The organism is Halomonas sp. RT37, assembly GCF_040070525.1.
In the GTDB taxonomy this organism is placed as follows: domain Bacteria; phylum Pseudomonadota; class Gammaproteobacteria; order Pseudomonadales; family Halomonadaceae; genus Halomonas; species Halomonas litopenaei.
The window spans coordinates 2,343,630-2,360,047 of sequence record NZ_CP098827.1 but is presented as its reverse complement, the minus strand read 5'-3'; the positions used below and the strand labels follow the sequence as shown (position 1 = coordinate 2,360,047).

General features: G+C 62.6%; 14 protein-coding genes. 2 read left to right on the top strand and 12 right to left on the bottom strand.

Annotated features, from left to right (window positions below; translation table 11 throughout):
- Window positions 1-473: 473 nt before the first annotated feature.
- The 12 genes from NFG58_RS09955 to gorA form a co-directional block, all read right to left on the bottom strand.
- Window positions 474-1,232 carry a FadR/GntR family transcriptional regulator gene (locus tag NFG58_RS09955; RefSeq protein WP_213227835.1) on the bottom strand — a complete coding sequence of 253 codons (759 nt, stop codon included), beginning with the start codon at window positions 1,230-1,232 and terminating at the stop codon, window positions 474-476.
- A gap of 165 nt (window positions 1,233-1,397) precedes the next feature.
- Window positions 1,398-2,210 (bottom strand): NAD(P)-dependent oxidoreductase, encoded by an 813-nt coding sequence (locus NFG58_RS09950; protein WP_348828076.1) that lies wholly within the window; start codon window positions 2,208-2,210, stop codon window positions 1,398-1,400.
- A gap of 50 nt (window positions 2,211-2,260) precedes the next feature.
- Entirely contained in the window at window positions 2,261-3,124 is an 864-nt protein-coding gene (locus tag NFG58_RS09945; RefSeq protein WP_348828075.1) for an amidohydrolase family protein, read from the bottom strand.
- Entirely contained in the window at window positions 3,121-4,263 is a 1,143-nt protein-coding gene (locus NFG58_RS09940) for a mandelate racemase/muconate lactonizing enzyme family protein (protein ID WP_045992071.1), read from the bottom strand. The genes NFG58_RS09945 and NFG58_RS09940 overlap by 4 nt, the downstream gene beginning before the upstream one ends.
- A gap of 73 nt (window positions 4,264-4,336) precedes the next feature.
- Entirely contained in the window at window positions 4,337-5,617 is a 1,281-nt protein-coding gene (locus tag NFG58_RS09935; protein ID WP_108133621.1) for a TRAP transporter large permease, read from the bottom strand.
- 2 nt (window positions 5,618-5,619) lie between these two features.
- The gene (locus tag NFG58_RS09930; protein WP_315901175.1) at window positions 5,620-6,249 is read right to left on the bottom strand and encodes a TRAP transporter small permease; all 630 of its coding nucleotides are present in this window, start codon (window positions 6,247-6,249) and stop codon (window positions 5,620-5,622) included.
- Between the two features lie 57 nt (window positions 6,250-6,306).
- The gene (locus NFG58_RS09925; RefSeq protein WP_222569603.1) at window positions 6,307-7,314 is read right to left on the bottom strand and encodes a TRAP transporter substrate-binding protein; all 1,008 of its coding nucleotides are present in this window, start codon (window positions 7,312-7,314) and stop codon (window positions 6,307-6,309) included.
- A gap of 589 nt (window positions 7,315-7,903) precedes the next feature.
- Window positions 7,904-8,875 carry a transporter gene (locus tag NFG58_RS09920; RefSeq protein WP_348816107.1) on the bottom strand — a complete coding sequence of 324 codons (972 nt, stop codon included), beginning with the start codon at window positions 8,873-8,875 and terminating at the stop codon, window positions 7,904-7,906.
- A gap of 283 nt (window positions 8,876-9,158) precedes the next feature.
- On the bottom strand, window positions 9,159-9,551 hold the full coding sequence (locus tag NFG58_RS09915; RefSeq protein ID WP_045992068.1) for an ectoine synthase: 393 nt from the start codon (window positions 9,549-9,551) through the stop codon (window positions 9,159-9,161).
- A gap of 194 nt (window positions 9,552-9,745) precedes the next feature.
- Window positions 9,746-11,011 carry a diaminobutyrate--2-oxoglutarate transaminase gene (gene ectB, locus NFG58_RS09910; protein ID WP_045992067.1) on the bottom strand — a complete coding sequence of 422 codons (1,266 nt, stop codon included), beginning with the start codon at window positions 11,009-11,011 and terminating at the stop codon, window positions 9,746-9,748.
- A gap of 86 nt (window positions 11,012-11,097) precedes the next feature.
- Window positions 11,098-11,676 (bottom strand): diaminobutyrate acetyltransferase, encoded by a 579-nt coding sequence (ectA, locus tag NFG58_RS09905; RefSeq protein ID WP_045992066.1) that lies wholly within the window; start codon window positions 11,674-11,676, stop codon window positions 11,098-11,100.
- Between the two features lie 459 nt (window positions 11,677-12,135).
- Window positions 12,136-13,497 (bottom strand): glutathione-disulfide reductase, encoded by a 1,362-nt coding sequence (gorA, locus tag NFG58_RS09900; protein WP_240184148.1) that lies wholly within the window; start codon window positions 13,495-13,497, stop codon window positions 12,136-12,138.
- A 222-nt stretch (window positions 13,498-13,719) separates the two neighbouring features.
- Here gorA and can point away from each other — a divergent pair, with 222 nt between their 5' ends.
- Together can and NFG58_RS09890 are read left to right on the top strand one after the other, a co-directional pair.
- A complete protein-coding gene (gene can, locus NFG58_RS09895) occupies window positions 13,720-14,367 on the top strand; it encodes a carbonate dehydratase (RefSeq protein ID WP_045992064.1) in 648 nt (215 codons plus the stop codon).
- A 397-nt stretch (window positions 14,368-14,764) separates the two neighbouring features.
- Complete coding sequence (locus NFG58_RS09890) at window positions 14,765-16,336, top strand: ABC transporter substrate-binding protein (RefSeq protein ID WP_108133617.1); 1,572 nt, start codon at window positions 14,765-14,767, stop codon at window positions 16,334-16,336.
- Window positions 16,337-16,418 lie beyond the last annotated feature (82 nt).

Below are 16,418 nucleotides of genomic sequence, written 5' to 3'. Positions count from 1 at the left end.
CGGACTCGTCATGGGGTTCTACGCAGGAAGCCGTTACCAGCTCTGGCATCTCCAGGACGCCTGCCTGGATGCCGGAGGACGGGTTTCAGACGACGGTGTGGCACGATGTGACATCGAACGTGAGGTTCCTGCCAGCTAGCCTGTGCTCGCAAGCGGAGAGGAAGCGTCGCTGGGTTGTGCAGGATGGAAAATCAGCCAGACGATCGACATGGAGGCCGCAAGCGCCAAAGGGGAGGCAGCAGAGCATCAGAGGCTTGTCCGGGAGAACCGGCAAACACCTCATTTAACATAATATAGATTATGCGAACTATGGGTCATGAAAGCTTGTGAAGGCTGATAACAGCCTCGAACTTACCTCGAACTCGGCGGTAGCTTCCCACCGAGCCCAACGGATTCAGATCATCGAACTGGCAGTCCTGTCGAGCGGACTGCGTCAACCGATGACAACTGACGTACTGGCGGCCGGCACTGACTCAACCCTTCTCCTTGAACTGCTGGTAAGTCTCCCGGGCGCGTTCCAGGTGGCGCGCCATGGCGGCTCTGGCGGCGTCGGGGTCGCGTGACAGGATCGCGTCGAGAACGTCCTGGTGCTCGGCTTCCACGCGCTTGAGATAGGTGCTGGTGGAGTCGGTATTGACCTCGCTGGTCGCGAGCTTCGAGCGCGGAATCGCGCTCAGGTTGAGCTGCTCCAGCGCCTGAGGGAAGAACGGATTGTGGGTGGCCCTGGCAATCGCGTGGTGGAACTCGAAGTCCTCGTTACGCGCCTGGCTACGCTGCTGACGAGCCTTGACGAAGGCCGCATGGGTATCACGCAGGCGAGTCTCGTCGTCGGCCTCGAAGCGCTCGGCGGCCAGTGCTGCCGCCGCAGGCTCCAGATTAAGCCGCAGCTCGATGACATGCAGGATATCTTCGACGGTGGTCGGGCGAATCCGCTTGGCGGGCATGGCCTCGGCCGGTGCGGCCCGGATCACCGTGGTGCCGACACCACGCCGTGCCTCGACCAGGCCCAGCGACTTGAGGTGAGCCACCGCCTCGCGAATCACCGTCCTGCTGACACCGAAGGAATCACACAGGCCGCTTTCTGTCGGCAGCTTCTCGCCGACGGCGATGGTTCCGGCGGTGATCAGACCTTCCAGCTGGTCGGCCACGTTCATCGACAGACTGCCTTCACGCGTCAGCTTCTTGACGTTTAGCGGTGCCGGTTCCGTGCGGGGTGCTGGCTTGGCTGCCATGGTCGATTCCTCTTCAGTTCGCGTGGCGATGACGCGACGTGCCGCAAAGCGCTATTTTTCAGGGCTGTATATCAGCACTGACTATCAGGACGCCAGTGTATCAAGGCGATGGCGTCAGGTCCCCGGTGTACGGATGCCTGGTGGCTTTCCGCGACGATTCAGTGGCTATTTATCGTCAGGGTGGCCCTGGCCTGCAAACTTGCCGCCCTGGAAGCGCACCGAAGGGTCATCGGGAGCCAACCGCCCTCCCCTGGCCTCGATCTCGGCACGCCAGGGTTCGGAGCTGTCCCTTGGCACCCAGCCCAGAAAACCTGCTTCGCGATTGTCCCACCATTGTTCGGCGTTGTTGGAGGCGCCGTAGACCACGGTGTAGCCCAGTTCAGGGACGCAGAAGGCGCGCTCGAGCAACGCCATGAAATCCTCGACGCTCATCCAGGTGGCCAGCATGCGGGCATCGGCGGGCTCGGGAAAGCAGGAGCCGATACGCACCGCCAGGGTCTCGACACCGAACTTGTCGAAGTACAGGCTGGCGAGGTCCTCGCCGAAGCCTTTCGACACGCCATAGAGCGAATCCGGGCGTTTCGGCACCTTGGCGTCCAGCCGCTGATGCTGTGGGTAGAAGCCGATGACGTGGTTGGAACTGGCGAATACCACCCGCGGCTTGTCATGACGGCGCACCGCCTCATAGAGGTGATAGGTGCCCATGATGTTGGCCGGCAGGATCTGCTGCCAGGAACGCTCCACCGATACACCGCCCAGGTGGATAACACCATCGCAGCCTTCGACCAGGCGAGCGACAGCATCGACGTCGGTCAGGTCTGCCGTGAAGATCTCTTCATGGCGGGTGTCGTGGGTCACGTCCTGGTCGACGGCGACCATGTCGGACAGCCGGACCTCCTTCGCCAAGCGACTCAAATGAGGTCTCAGAGCGGTGCCCAGGCCCCCGGCGGCGCCGGTGACCAGCAGTCGATTCAACATGTCAGAATTCCTTCTCGGGTGTCGTGTCTCGGGTCTCGTGATACGCGCCTTCAGCGACCGAAGCCGTACAGTTCGGCGGGATTGTCGACCAGGATGCGTTGGCGCTGCTGCTCATTGGCCCAGGCCAGCAGTACGTCGAGCTGGTCAGGGTCGTCGGGGTACTGAACTCGCGGGACACCAACATGGGGCCAGTTGCTGCCCCAGAGGATGCGTTCCGGGGCGTGGTTGATGACCCGCCGGGCGATGGCGCCGACGTCGTCGTAGTCGGGCCCTCCGCTCAGGCTGGTTTCATAACCGGCGCAGATCTTGAACCAGGCGTTGCCGCGATCGAGCAACCTGAGAATGGCGTCGACGCGAGGATCATCGGCCGGCACCGGATCGATGAACTTGCCGATATGATCGATGATGTACGGGCACTCGATACGTTCCAGCATCGGCAGGTGCTGGTCGAGCTCGCGGCCATTGAACTGCACCATCAGGTGCCACCCAAGGGGCGCGATCAACGGCTCGACCTCGGGCAGGCGAGCCAACGGCATGGCGCCTCCGCCCAGGTTCATGATGCGTGCGCCGCGCACACCTCGGCCATGCCAGTCTTCGAGGGTTTTCAGCGGGGTGTCAGGACTGACGGCGGCGACCCCGCGGGCCTTGTCCAGGCCCAGTTGATCGAGCGAAGCAAGCAAGGCGCCATTGTCGAACTGATAGGCGTTGGACTGGGTCACGACCACCCTGTCGAGCCCCATCCAGCGCTGGAAGCGCCGGAGATCCTCGACGGTTGCCAACTCCTTGATCGCCGGCCCGCCTGGCTGGCCTTTGTAGCCATCGAGGAAGAGATGAATATGGCAATCGGTGGCGCCGGCGGGTGCCTTCAGCCTGGGCGCGCGCCCTTCCAGCGGACGGGTATTGGCCGGTATCACTGTCTTGTCTCCTTGAGGGCGAAACGTGTCAGGGCGTCGCGATCGATCTCGATGCCCAGTCCAGGGCCGTCAGGGATATCGACCCAGCCCTGATGATGCTCCAGCGGCTGGGTAACAATGGCCTGGCGGAAGGGATTGTGGGTCCGATCGAACTCCATGATGGGTTCGATCGGCTCACGTCTCGGCGGATTGGGCGGCAGCGCCGCCATGGCCTGAAGGCTGGCGGCGATGCACACGGCGGTGCCCCACACATGGGGAATCAGGCGCACGCCATGAAGCGCCGCCATATCCACGACGCGCCGCATCTCGGTGAAGCCGCCGACGCCGCATATGTCGGGCTGGCAGATATCGATGGCGCGACTGGCCAGCGGCTCCTGCATGGCGTAGCGGCCATGCCAGTTCTCGCCACTGGCGACCGGTAGAGGCTGGCCATCGCGCACCGCGCGATAGGTATGAATCTGCTCCGGTAGTACCGGTTCCTCGAACCAGTCGACGTCGTAAGCCGCCGCCCGCTTGCCGACCTCGAGGGCCTCCAGCAGGTCATAGCCGTGGTTGGCATCGATCATCAGACGCCGATCGGGACCGATGGCCTCGCGCACGGCGGCGATGACCCGAAGATCTTCCTCGACGTTGAAGCCGATCTTGATCTTGACCCCGTGAAAGCCTTCCTCGGCGTAGCCCGCCACCTCCGCGGCGATATCACTGACCCGGTCCACGCCATCGCGACGAAAGGAGCCGGTGGCGTAGGCCTGGACGCGTTCGCGAAAACGCCCTCCCAAGAGCTCCGACACGCTGGCACCGTAGTGCTTGCCCTTGATGTCCCACAGCGCGATGTCGATGCCGCTGAGGGCCGTCATGGTCAGCCCCCGCTGGCCCTGGTCACGCAGCCGGTTGTAGAGCACGAGCCACAGTCTTTCATGCTCCAGCGGGTTGGCGCCGATCAGGGTGTCGGCGTAGGTGGCCACCACCGCGGCGTTGGCCTGGGCCGGACCGAGGCACTCCCCCCAGCCGACGGTGCCGTCTTCGCAGGTGATCTCCACCAGGCAGTGCTGGCGGCGTTCGAAGCGCATGGAAGCACTTTCGAAGGCCTGTTCAAGGGGATGATCCAGCAGATGGGTCTCGACCCTGGCGATCTTCATCGGTGTGCCTCTTTTCCTGTAGGTGGTCAGCGGCGTGTGGCGCCTCGTCGAAGGGGGCTTGGCATGGTCGCCATCACTCCAGCATGTTGGGCAGCGCCATGGACAGTGCCGGAACGTAGGTCACCAGCATCAGAGCGGCGAACAACGCCAGGTAAAACGGCCAGATGGTGCGAACGGTCTGTTCAATCTTGATCTTGCCGACCACGCTGCCGACAAACAGGCAGGCACCCACCGGCGGCGTGCACAGCCCCAGCCCCAGATTCATCATCATCATGATGCCGAACTGAATCGGATCCATGCCGAACTGGGCGGCAATCGGCAGAAAGATCGGCGTGCAGATCAGGATCAGCGCCGCCATGTCCATGATCATGCCGAGTGCCAGCAGGATCAGGTTCAGCATCAGCAGGATGGCGAGCGGATTGTCGGTGATCCCGAGCAGCGTGTTGGACAGCAACTCCGGCACGCTATAGAGGGCGAGCAGATAGGAGAACGCCGAGGCGCAGCCGACCAGGATCATCACCAGTGCGGTGGTGCGCACCGACTGGTAGACCGCCTGCTTGAACGATGCCCAGCGCAGCTCGCGATAGACCAGCGCGGTGACGACGATGGCGTAGATGGCCCCGAAGGCGCCTGACTCGGTCACCGTCAGCACGCCAGACAGCACGCCGCCCACGATGATAACCGCGGTCAGCAACCCTGGCAGTGCGGCGGCAAAGCTGATCGCCAGCGCCTGCCAGCCCGGAAAGCGTTCGCCCTGGTAACCACGCTTGACCGCTACCAGATAGGCGGCCAGGGCCAGCAGGCCACACATCAGGATGCCCGGCACGATGCCCGCCATGAACAGCTTGGTGATGGACAGGCCGCCACCGGCCGCCACGGCGTAGAGGATCATGTTGTGGCTGGGCGGAATCACCACCCCGGCCACCGACGAAGTCACCGTCACGTTGACCGCGTAGTCCGCGTCGTAGCCCTTTTCCTTCATCACCGGAATCAGGATGGAGCCGAGCGCTGAGGTGTCCGCCACCGCGGAACCGGAAATCCCGCCGAACAGCATCGAAGAGGTCACATTGACCACCCCGAGCCCTCCGCGCACCCGGCCCACTGCGGCAGAGGCCAGGCGCACCAGGCGCTGGGAAATACCGCCGTGCAGCATCAGCTCGCCGGCGAAGATAAAGAACGGAATGGCCAGCAGGGAAAACACCGAAATGCCCGAGAGGATGCGCTGGAATGCCACGAACAGCGGCAGTCCCTCATAGAGAAAGCCCCCTACTGCTGCCAGTCCTACCGCAAAGGCCACCGGAGCGCCGACGGCCAGTCCCAGGGCAAAGAGTCCAAAAACGATAGCGAGTCCCATGCTCAGTCCTCCTGGGTCGGGTTGTGCCGGCCGCCAAGCCGCTTGACGATGTTGGCCACAGCGAACAGCACCATCAGCGCGCCACAGATCGCCAGCGGCGCGGCACGCCAGCTTTCGGAGAGTCCGAGCATCGGGATAGGTCGTGCCAGGTTGGTCATCATCAACTGCCAGCCCTGCCAGGCCATGAAGCCGCCAAAGGCCACCACGAACAGATCCGCCAGATGGTGCATCAGACCCTTGATCGGCGCCGGCATGTTGTCGCGTAGCAGGTCGATGGACAGGTGGCTGTTGTGACGAACGCCGGCAGCGGCGCCGAGAAAGGTGATGTAGGCCACGCTCAGAAGCGCCGTCTGCTCGACCCAGGTGGGGGTGTCATTGAGCACGTAGCGGCCAAATACCAGCCAGCCAAAGGTGATGATCAGCAACACCAGCAGCACCCCGGCCACCATGATGCAACCATGGGCCATACTGTCGAGGATGCGGTCCAGTCGGCTGGGTGTTTCTCGCTTGTAGCGTATGCTTCGTGACTCCGGCGATGCCGGAGGAAAGGCACCACGGCGTACCGTGGCGCCCTCTTGCTCTGACTCGGTTTGCTCGGACCCGACGTCAGAGGTGTCGGTGGGTGCGTTCACGCATCAGCCTCCCCGCCCGCCCCCGGCACCGGGGACGGGGCTCTCGTATCAATGGGATCAGTCGGCCTGAGCCGCACGAATGTCGTCGACCAGCGAGGCCAGGTCCGGGTTCTCGGCAAGAAAGCCCTCATAGACCGGTTGCATCAGCGCCTGGAATTCTGACTTGTCCGGAACCTCATTGATCTCGACGCCTGCGTCCAGCGCCGTTTGCCGACTGGCGGCGGTACGCTCTTCCCACAGTTCACGCTGCTGCTCGGTGGCGATCTGCCCGGCCTCCCGGACCGCCGCCTGGTCCTCTTCGGACAGCTCGTCCCAGGTACTGCGGGCCATGCACAGGCACTCGGGAATGACCAGGTGGTTGGTCAGCGAGTAGTAGCCGGCAACCTCGTAGTGACCGCTGGATTCGTAGGACGGGAAGTTGTTCTCGGCGCCGTCGATCACACCGGTCGTCAGCGATTGGTAGACCTCACCGTAGGCCATGGGGGTGGCGTTGCCGCCCAGAGCGTCGATCATGTCGACGTAGAGGTCGTTGTTCATGACCCGGACCTTCATGCCCTCGACATCTTTCGGAGTCTCGACCGGATGGTCGGTGTTGTAGAGGCTGCGCGAGCCTGCCCCGAACCAACCCAGCGCGACCAGGCCCTGCTCCTCCATCGCTGCGGCGAAGCGTTCGCCGATCTCGCCATCCATCAGTTCGTACATGCGCTCTTCACTTTCAAAGATGAAAGGCAGCGAGAGCACGTTGGCAGCCGGCACCATCGGACCCATGGGGCCCATGTTGAAGTTGCCGAAATCCAGAGCACCGTTGCGGGTCTGCTCGATGGCATCGGGCTGATCCCCCAGCACGGCGTTGTGGTAGACCTTTGGCGTGATGCGCCCTTCCGTTCGCTCGTCCACCTCCTTGGCGAAGGTCTCCAGTGCAATGCTGTTGGGGTACTCGGGAGGATGAATGTTCCAGCCGCGCCACTGTTCGGCCAGGGCTGGCGTTGCCAGCAAGGCGGTGGTCGCGGCCAGGCCGGCAAGATGGATGGCGCGTGTGAGCTTGCGTGAAGCGGCGGGATTCATGGCGAGTCCTCTGGTTGACCTTGTTGGCGTTGTTGTCATACCCGGTTGGGCAAGTGTCCGGCCCTCTCGTACTGCCATCACATGGCGATGGCCTGAGCCGTTTTCTGGAAACCATGGCATACTATGTATGACAAAGTAGAAGAGAGGACTTCCTGGCTGCAACCCCTTCCTGACACTTTTTGACTAAAGTGCAATGCCACTGTCGAGGTGCGTTAGCCAAGGCGGCCAACATGATCGACATTTTTCGGAAAAGCTCTTTATTAGCGGGCAATAACGATCTGTCCGAAACCTGTTTCTGGTGCAGAGAGGCCCCGCTGCAGCGGCAGTTTATTTGTAAAATGCTGTAATTTTGAAGCGTGGCGCGTGGCCCGCTGTGTCCCTGTGCAGCATGAGCTGCATAGGCGACGGGAGGTCTCGTGGGACGAGCATGGCCTCGGCTGATAAAGACATTCAGCGCAGACAATATCGATGCAGAACAACGGGAGAATCGGGCGCCGCTGAGCGCCCGAAAACATGACGGAGATTCGTTCGAGGGAAGGATCGAGGCGGCGCGCCCGAACCATCGGATCGGGCGCTGGTCGGGAGTTGGCTAGAAGGCCCAGGCCGCCGACAGCGACACCGTATCGCCATCGAAGCGATTTTCGGATGACACATCGTGAAGCCACTTGCCGATCAAGGTGACCGGCGCCTGGCCCAGTGAGACACTCTTCATGAAAGCCGGCCCTACCCCTGCCCCGCTACTGCGAAAACCATCTTCCAGGCGATCCGGTACCGGTCCCGAGTCCGACTCGAGCTGTTCGTAAACGTACCCGGCCAGACCCAGTCCGAAGCTTGGTGTCAGGTACTTCGCCGCCAGCACGTCCAGGTGAAACTCGTCGCCGGTGGTATAGTCGGTGGCATCGTTCTTGAAGTTGAACAGGATGCCCGCGGTCATCGACAGGTCCCATCCGCTTTCGGGCAGCCAGCTGTAGGTAATGGTGGGATCGATCGACCAGTAGTGCCGCCCCAGGTTGATCCGATCGTTCTCGTCGTAGCGCCCCACCGGAATATTGATACCCACCGCCGCCGTGGTGTGGTGAGTCCCGTTGGCCCAGTTGAGGGCGACCGGCACCAGGTACGGATCACCGAAGCCGCTGTTGCTTCCGGTGTTGAAGCGTTCCTGGCCCGGGATGCTGGCCTCGAGATCGACGCTGACGTCAAACACGTAGGGAAGATTGATCCCGGCGATGTAGGTGGCACCGAGCCACTCGACGTCGGTCACCCAGGTCAGCTTGAGCAGGTTGAACCACAGCGTCTGGTCGAGACCCGCCGACAGCCGCCCGCCCAGGGGGCGCGCGCCGATATCGCCCTCGTAGCGCACCAGGTCGTTGCGCGCATAGACCCCGGGTGGCGGGGCCAAGCCTGCGGCAAAGTCGTTATAGGCGCCCGGTACATAGATGCTGCTGCCACCTTCCGAGGCATGAGCCGTCGCTGGGGCCAGCAGTGCTGCACCAAGGATCGGCGCTGCCAGCAGGTAGTGATACATACCGGAGGTCAGGAGTCGGGGGCGACAAATGGCCATGGGGACGGTTCCATTGAGAAGTTTGCTGCAAAGTATAGGAAGCACTACGAACTTTTGGGCACAATTTTGACGTACCTGCCTCCTATGCCCCCACGTACCCTGCTGCTCTTCCCGTGACGTCTACCTCCAGCGTCCTGCGACTACTTCGGTCGTCCTGCGATTACTTCGGTCGATTGGCCAGATACGACAACGGCGCCCCAAGGGGCGCCGTTGTCGGGTGCGGGAAGCGAGACTTGCCCGCTCCCACACTTGCTCTTTCCTGTTCAATCCTGGCGGTACGCCCTTACTCGCCGGCGGGCGCGTAGGAGCCATCTTCGCGGTGCACTTCCTTGCCGGTCAGGCCCGGAGTGAACACGCAGGCCAGGTGCATGGTCTTGGAAGCACGCAGCAGGTGCTCGTCATGCTGATCCAGGATGTAGATGTCGCCCGGCTTGATCGGCCAGATCTTGCCGTCGGCCAGGGTCTCCACTTCGCCTTCGCCCTCGATGCAGAACACCGCCTCGAAGTGATGCTTGTAGTGGATGTGGGTCTCGGTACCCTCGAAGATACGGGTGATGTGGAAGGAACACTGACCGCCGTCATCGGCGAGCATCAGGCGGGTGCTGTCCCAGTTACCGTTCTCGGCCTTTACCAGGCGGTCGGTCTGACGGGCTTCTTCCAGGTTGCGAACGATCATCGAATTCTCCGTTGTCGGGTGTCGGGGGCGTCGGCGGTGCCGGGCATCGAAAGGCCCTGTGCGAGGCTTCGAGCGCTGGTGGCGTCCGCAGAAAAAGCGAGGGCGAGCCCTCGCTTTACATATTGCTCAGGGCAGGATCAGCGGCACCTTGCTGCTGGCGCCTGCCCGCAGATAGCCTGCGGGCGTATCCTGTTTCAGCTTAGCGCCTCGTGGGTGCTGCGCTCGAGGATATCGAGACCTTCGATCAGATCCTCGTCGGTGATGGTCAGCGGACACAGGCACTTGACCACCTCACCGTCCTGGCCACTGGTCTCGATCACCAGGCCGTTCTCGAAGGCCTTGGCGGTGATCTTGTCGGCGATATCGCCGCTTTCCACGTCGATGCCGCGCATCAGGCCGCGGCCACGCTCGGATGCCGGATACCCCTTGTCGCTGAGCCAGGCGGCGATCTTCTGAAAGCGCTCTTCCACGATCCGCGCCTTGCGCTGGATGTCACGCTCGAAGGTATCGTCGCTCCAGTACTTGCGCATGGCAGCGGTGGCGGTGACGAAGGCCAGGTTGAAACCACGGAAGGTACCGTTGTACTGACCCGGCTTCCACTTGTCGAGCTCCGGACGCATCAGCACGTGGGCGAACGGCAGGCCGAGTGCGGACAGCGACTTGGAGTTGGTGACGATGTCCGGTGTGATGCCGGCGTGCTCGAAGCTGAAGAACTTGCCGGTACGACCGCAGCCCGCCTGGATGTCATCGATGATCAGCAGGATGTCATTGTCGCGGCAGATGCCCTCGAGACGCTTGAGCCAATCCAGGCCGGCCACGTTGATGCCGCCCTCGCCCTGGACCGTTTCGACGATGACCGCGGCGGGCACGTCGAGACCGCCGGACTTGTCGCCGAGCAGCTTCTCGAAGTAGTCCAGGGTATCGGTCTCGCTACCCATGTAACCATCGAAGGGCATGAAGGCTGCACCCTGGGTCGGAATACCGCCGGTCGCCTCGCGGAACTTGCGGTTGCCGGTGGTGGCCAGCGCTCCCATGGTGACGCCGTGGAAGCCATTGGTGAAGGTCACGATGTTATGACGACCCTTGGCCACACGAGCGAGGCGAATGGCAGCCTCGACGGCATTGGTGCCGGTCGGCCCCGGGAGGTGGACCTTGTAGTCAAGACCACGCGGCTTGAGGATCACCTCTTCCAGGGTCTCCAGATAGTCGCGCTTGGCGGCGGTCCAGAAATCAAGACCGTGGATGATGCCGTCGGTGGCCAGGTAGTCGACCAGCGCCTGCTTCAGGTGCGGGTTGTTATGGCCGTAGTTCAAGGTGCCGGCACCGGCCAGAAAGTCGATGTACTCGCGGCCTTCCTCGTCGGTCAGGCGAGCGTTCTGCGCCTTGGTGAAGACCACCGGGAAGGAACGGGAATAGGTACGAACTTCGGATTCCATGCGTTCGAGGATCTGGGTCTGCATTGCGACCTCCTGTCGGGTTCGTAGGGGAAGTTATCGGGTATCGGTGGCGACGGACGCTGGCCGCCCTGTCACCACCCTGGAAGCCGTTAGATACGCGTCGTGTCGAAGGGACCGATGCGCACCAGGTTTTCCGGATCGTGCTCTCCACCCAATTGGTCGGTAGAGAAGTACTCGCGGCTGTTCAACGGCGCCTGCCAGCGATCGGCCAGGCGGCGGAACAAGCCCCAGGAAGCCTGGTTATCCGGTGTGATGGTGGTCTCGAGGTGGTGGACCTCGGCAAATTCAGGGCGGGTCAGGATGGCTTCGACCAGTCTGCGGGCAAGACCGGTACCGCGGGCCTTCTCGCCCACCGCGACCTGCCACAGAAAGTAGGTGTCCGGAGCATTGGACTTCACGTAGCCGGAGACAAAGCCGACGATCTCGCCTTCCTCGTTGGTGGCAACAGCACAACTGTCACGGAACTGGGTGGCCAGCAACAGGTAGGCGTAGGCGGAGTTGACGTCCAGGGGCGGGCAGGACTTGACCAGCTCGTAGATGCCCCAGCCATCCTCGGGAGTGGACTTGCGAATAAACAGCGGCGCCGCTTCGTGACCCACCACCGCGTCCGCCACCGTAGGCTTGGCGAGGTCGGCTGATGGTGTGAAGGGCTCAGTGCTTGCGGTCATGTTCGTTATGCTTCGCTGTAGCGAATTTGGACAACCATTATAACAGTCGAGTATGACATTTCAAAATCTGGATTATTCTTAACCCCTGGAAGCATAAAAAAAAATTATGCGAGCGGCGCCAGGCCACGTCTCATGGCGGCTCGGAGCGATCACTGCCGCTCACCTCCCCTATCCCTTTGGCGTAATCGATTGCCTCTCCAACGAGACGATTTCGTCCGCCTGAAGCAGTATAGTCGGCCCTTTCGGATCGGCGAGAAAAGGCCACAAAAAAGGGCACCCACAGGTGCCCTTGTCGTATCGTGACGCCGGTCTCAGGTACGCGTCGGCGTGCGCATGGTGACAAACTCTTCGGCGCCGGTCGGGTGGATGCCGACGGTGGCATCCAAAACAGGCGGCCTTGGTCTCTCGTCAAAAGATAAGGGCACCCACTGGTGCCCTTGTCGTATCGTGACGCCGGACTCAGGTACGCGTCGGCGTGCGCATGGTGACGAACTCTTCGGCGCCGGTTGGGTGGATGCCCACGGTGGCGTCGAAATCTGCCTTGGTCAGGCCCGCACGCACCGCGATGGCGATGCCCTGGATCACCTCGCCGGCCTCCTCGCCGACCATGTGCGCCCCTACCACCACGTCGCTTTCGTCGTCGACGATCAGCTTCATCAGGCAGCGTTCATCGCTGCCGGACAGGGTGTGCTTCATGGGACGGAAGTCGGCGCTGTAGACGCGGACCGCCTTGCACACCTCGCGGGCCTTCTCTTCGGACAGGCCAACGGTGCCGATGTTGGGATGGCAGAACACCGCAGTGGCGATGTTGTCGTAGTTCATCGGCGCCTTGGGCGCGTCACCGTAGTGGTGTGCAACCAGATGCATGGCCTCGGCCAGGGCCACCGGCGTAAGCTCAGGACCGCCGGTCACGTCGCCCAGCGCCAGGATCGAGGGCACCGAGGTCTCGAAGCGATCGTTGACCTGGATGGAGCCGTTCTCGTTGAGCGCGATGTCGAGCTGGTCCAGGCCCAGGCCTTCCAGATGCGGCTTGCGGCCGGTGGCGGACAGCACGGCATCCACCTCAAGGGTCTCGCCGTTGGTCAGGGTGGCCTTGATCCCGCCTTCGACCTTCTCGAGGGACTCGATGTTGGTGTTGAAGTGCAGGTTGACGCCCTTCTTGGCCATCTCGTCGCGGGTGAACTCGCGCACCTCCTGGTCGAAGCCGCGCAGGAACAGGTCGCCGCGATACAGCAGGTGGGCGTCGGCGCCCAGGCCGTTGAAGATGCTGGCGAACTCCACGGCGATATAGCCGCCGCCAAGCACCAGAAAGCGCTTGGGAAACTCGTCCAGGTCGAAGATCTGGTTGGAGTTCATGGCCAGTTCGCTGCCGGGGAACGGCGGCACCCAGGGCCAGCCACCCACCGCCACCAGGATCTTCTCGGCGCTGATGGTCTCGCCGCCGACCTCGACACGGTGTTCGTCCACCACCTTGGCGCGACCGTTGATCAGGCGCACCCCGGCGTTGTCCAGCAGCTTGCCGTAGATGCCGTTGAGTCGCTTGATCTCACCGATCTTGTTGTCGCGCAGGGTCGCCCAGTCGAAGCTCGGCGCCTGGTCGAGCTGCCAGCCGAAACCGCGAGCGTCGTCGAAAGCCTCGTGGAAGTGTGCGGCGTAGGAGTAGAGCTTCTTGGGCACGCAGCCCACGTTGACGCAGGTACCGCCGAGGTAGCGATCCTCGGCGACGGCCACCCTGGCCCCGGTTGCCGCCGCGGTACGGGCAGCGCGGACACCACCGGAGCCGGCACCGATGACAAAGAGGTCATAGTCGAATTGTGACACTTGCGTCTCCTGATTCTGTTGCTGGGGCCCTTGTTGTCGGGACCGCTTTCGGATCATTAGGGGCCTGGCCTACCAGGGACCTGCCTCGAGGCCCACCAGGATGGGAAACCTTCCCATGATACCAGCGGGCTGGCTACCACGGGAGGGTGCTTGACCACCTTGACCGAGGGGGGTAAAAACATGCACCACTTTAGCCATCCACTGCTTGCACGGGGAAAGTTCATGAGTGATATCGACAATCTGCTCGCCAATAATCGGGCCTGGGCCGACAGAATCTGCCAGGAAGACCCTGATTTCTTTGCCCGCCTTGCTCAGCAGCAAAGCCCGGAGTATCTGTGGATCGGTTGTTCCGACAGCCGCGTGCCGGCCAACCAGATCATCGACCTTCCCCCGGGTGAGGTGTTCGTCCACCGCAACGTCGCCAACCTGCTCTACCACAATGACATGAACGCCCTGTCGGTGGTGCAGTTCGCGGTGGACGTGCTCAAGGTACGTCACATCATGATCGTCGGCCACTACAACTGTGGCGGCGTGCGCGCTGCGGTCACCGGCGGCGAGAACGGTATGGTGGACAACTGGTTGCACAGCGTACGCGAACTCTACAGCATGCATCGCTCGGAACTCGAGCATCTGCCGCTGGACGAGCAGGTGGATCGCATGTGCGAGCTCAACGTCAAGTCTCAGGTCAAGACGCTGTGTCGTACCAAGATCGTCCAGCGTGCCTGGCAGCGCGGCCAGGCGCTGTCGGTGCATGGCTGGGTGTATGGCCTCAGTGACGGTCGTGTCACCGACCTGGAATGCAGCGTCCACGGCCTGGATCAGGTCGCCCAGCTCTATCGCATCGATCGCGTCTGCCCGCCCCAGCAGTGACGGCTGGTCTGAACTGACCGATTGACCGCCAGGCGACCCTGGACACCACTGTCGCCTCGGCGCTGTGTCGATTGCCCTTTCGCGCCCCCGAATCTCGTTTGGGGGCGCTTGCACTTGCGGTTACCTCACTCGCCTCCGCCGGCTACCTCAGCTCCTCTATTTCCCCTTACTTTTCTGTCTGCGCCACCTTCTCGTCGCTCAGCGCTTGTCTGCTCCTTGAAGACACGCTCCCCGGGCCCATATTCGTTCCTCGCATGGGTGCTGTCACAATTTCGATTGTGTTTAAACGCGACACCTCACTATGTTGATGCAGGACATTGACTAGCCGGCGCTTACAACATTGACCAAGGCGTCCGACTGGCAATTACAACAACCTCAACAAGCAGGAACTCCTTCCATGTTCAAGAAGACCCTTCTGGCCGGTGCCCTCGGTGCCGCCATGCTGACGGCTGCCCTGCCCCAGACCGCACTGGCCGAAAACACCCTGCGCATGGCCTACGACGCCGATCCGGTGTCGCTGGACATCCATGAGCAGCTCTCCGGCGGTATCCTGCAACTGTCGCACATGGCCTTCGATCCGCTGGTGCGCTGGACCAAGGACTTCGAGTTCGAGCCCAGACTCGCCACCGAGTGGGAGCAGGTCGACGACACCACCATGCGCATCAGCCTGCGCGAAGGGGTCACCTTCCATTCCGGCAACCCCTTCACCGCCGAGGACGTCGCCTGGACCGTCGAGCGCCTCAAGCGCAGCCCGGACTTCAAAGCGATCTTCGAGCCCATCGAGACGGTCAACGTGGTCGATGAGCACACCGTGGAGATCATCTCCAAGCGGCCCAACCCGCTGCTGCTGAACATGGCCACCTACATTTTCCCGATGGACAGCCAGTTCTATTCCGGCGAGACCGACGGCGGCAAGGCCAAGGACGAGATCGTCAAGAACGGCAACTCCTACGCCTCGCGCAACATCTCCGGTACCGGCCCCTTCCAGGTGACCAACCGCCAGCAGGGCGTTCGGGTCGACTTCGAACGCTTCGATGACTACTGGGACAGCGAGTCCCCGGGCAACGTCGACGCCATCACCCTGACTCCGATCGGCGAGAACGCCACCCGCGTCGCCGCCCTGCTGTCCGGTGACGTCGACTTCATCGCGCCGGTACCGCCCAACGATCTGGAGCGCATCGAGAGCGACGAGGACACCAATCTGGTGACCATGTCGGGCACCCGCATCATCCTGTTCCACATGAACCAGGAGCGGGTCGAGGCCTTCCAGGACCCGCGTGTTCGCCAGGCCTTCAACTACGCGATCAACCAGGAAGGCATCGCCGATCGTCTGATGAAGGGCTTCGCCACCCCGGCCGCCCAGTTCTCGCCGGAGGGTTACTCCGGCCACAACCCGGATCTCGAGCCGCGCTTCGATCTCGACCGGGCCAAGGAACTGATGGCCGAAGCGGGCTATGAGGACGGCTTCTCGGTCAGCATGATGGCGCCCAACAACCGCTACGTGAACGACGCCAAGATCGCCCAGGCGGTAGCCGCCATGCTGGCGCGGATCAACGTCACGGTGGACCTGAAGACCCTGCCCAAGGCCCAGTACTGGGGCGAGTACGATGATCGCGCTGCCGACATGATGATGATCGGCTGGCACTCCGACACCGAAGACTCCGCCAACTTCCACCAGTACCTGACCGAGTGTCCGGACGCCGACAGCGGTGGCGGCCAGTACAACGCCGGCAACTACTGCAACGAGGAGCTCGACCAGCTGATGGTCGACGCCAACCTCGAGGTGGATCTGGAGAAGCGTGGCGAGATGCTGCGTGAGCTCGAGCAGGGCCTCTACGACGATGCCGCCTTCATTCCGCTGCACTGGCAGAACCTGGCCTGGGCCTCGGCGGCCAACGTCGACATCGAGCCGGTGGTCAACGTGATGAACTTCCCCTACCTCGGGGATCTGGTCATCGAAGAAGAGTAAGACGACAGGCACCGCCACGCGGTGCCTGCAAGCTCCCATTCAGCAGCTGCCTCGGCTCCGTGACATGGTCGCGGAGTCGAGC

What these genes read in the sequence shown, in the direction of transcription:
- NFG58_RS09925 (WP_222569603.1), bottom strand. Translation starts at nt 7,314, where the DNA reads ATGAATCCCGCCGCTTCACGCAAGCTCACACGCGCCATCCATCTTGCC.
- NFG58_RS09955 (WP_213227835.1), bottom strand. Translation starts at nt 1,232, where the DNA reads ATGGCAGCCAAGCCAGCACCCCGCACGGAACCGGCACCGCTAAACGTC.
- NFG58_RS09950 (WP_348828076.1), bottom strand. Translation starts at nt 2,210, where the DNA reads ATGTTGAATCGACTGCTGGTCACCGGCGCCGCCGGGGGCCTGGGCACC.
- NFG58_RS09940 (WP_045992071.1), bottom strand. Translation starts at nt 4,263, where the DNA reads ATGAAGATCGCCAGGGTCGAGACCCATCTGCTGGATCATCCCCTTGAA.
- ectB (WP_045992067.1), bottom strand. Translation starts at nt 11,011, where the DNA reads ATGCAGACCCAGATCCTCGAACGCATGGAATCCGAAGTTCGTACCTAT.
- NFG58_RS09935 (WP_108133621.1), bottom strand. Translation starts at nt 5,617, where the DNA reads ATGGGACTCGCTATCGTTTTTGGACTCTTTGCCCTGGGACTGGCCGTC.
- NFG58_RS09890 (WP_108133617.1), top strand. Translation starts at nt 14,765, where the DNA reads ATGTTCAAGAAGACCCTTCTGGCCGGTGCCCTCGGTGCCGCCATGCTG.
- ectA (WP_045992066.1), bottom strand. Translation starts at nt 11,676, where the DNA reads ATGACCGCAAGCACTGAGCCCTTCACACCATCAGCCGACCTCGCCAAG.
- can (WP_045992064.1), top strand. Translation starts at nt 13,720, where the DNA reads ATGAGTGATATCGACAATCTGCTCGCCAATAATCGGGCCTGGGCCGAC.
- NFG58_RS09915 (WP_045992068.1), bottom strand. Translation starts at nt 9,551, where the DNA reads ATGATCGTTCGCAACCTGGAAGAAGCCCGTCAGACCGACCGCCTGGTA.
- NFG58_RS09920 (WP_348816107.1), bottom strand. Translation starts at nt 8,875, where the DNA reads ATGGCCATTTGTCGCCCCCGACTCCTGACCTCCGGTATGTATCACTAC.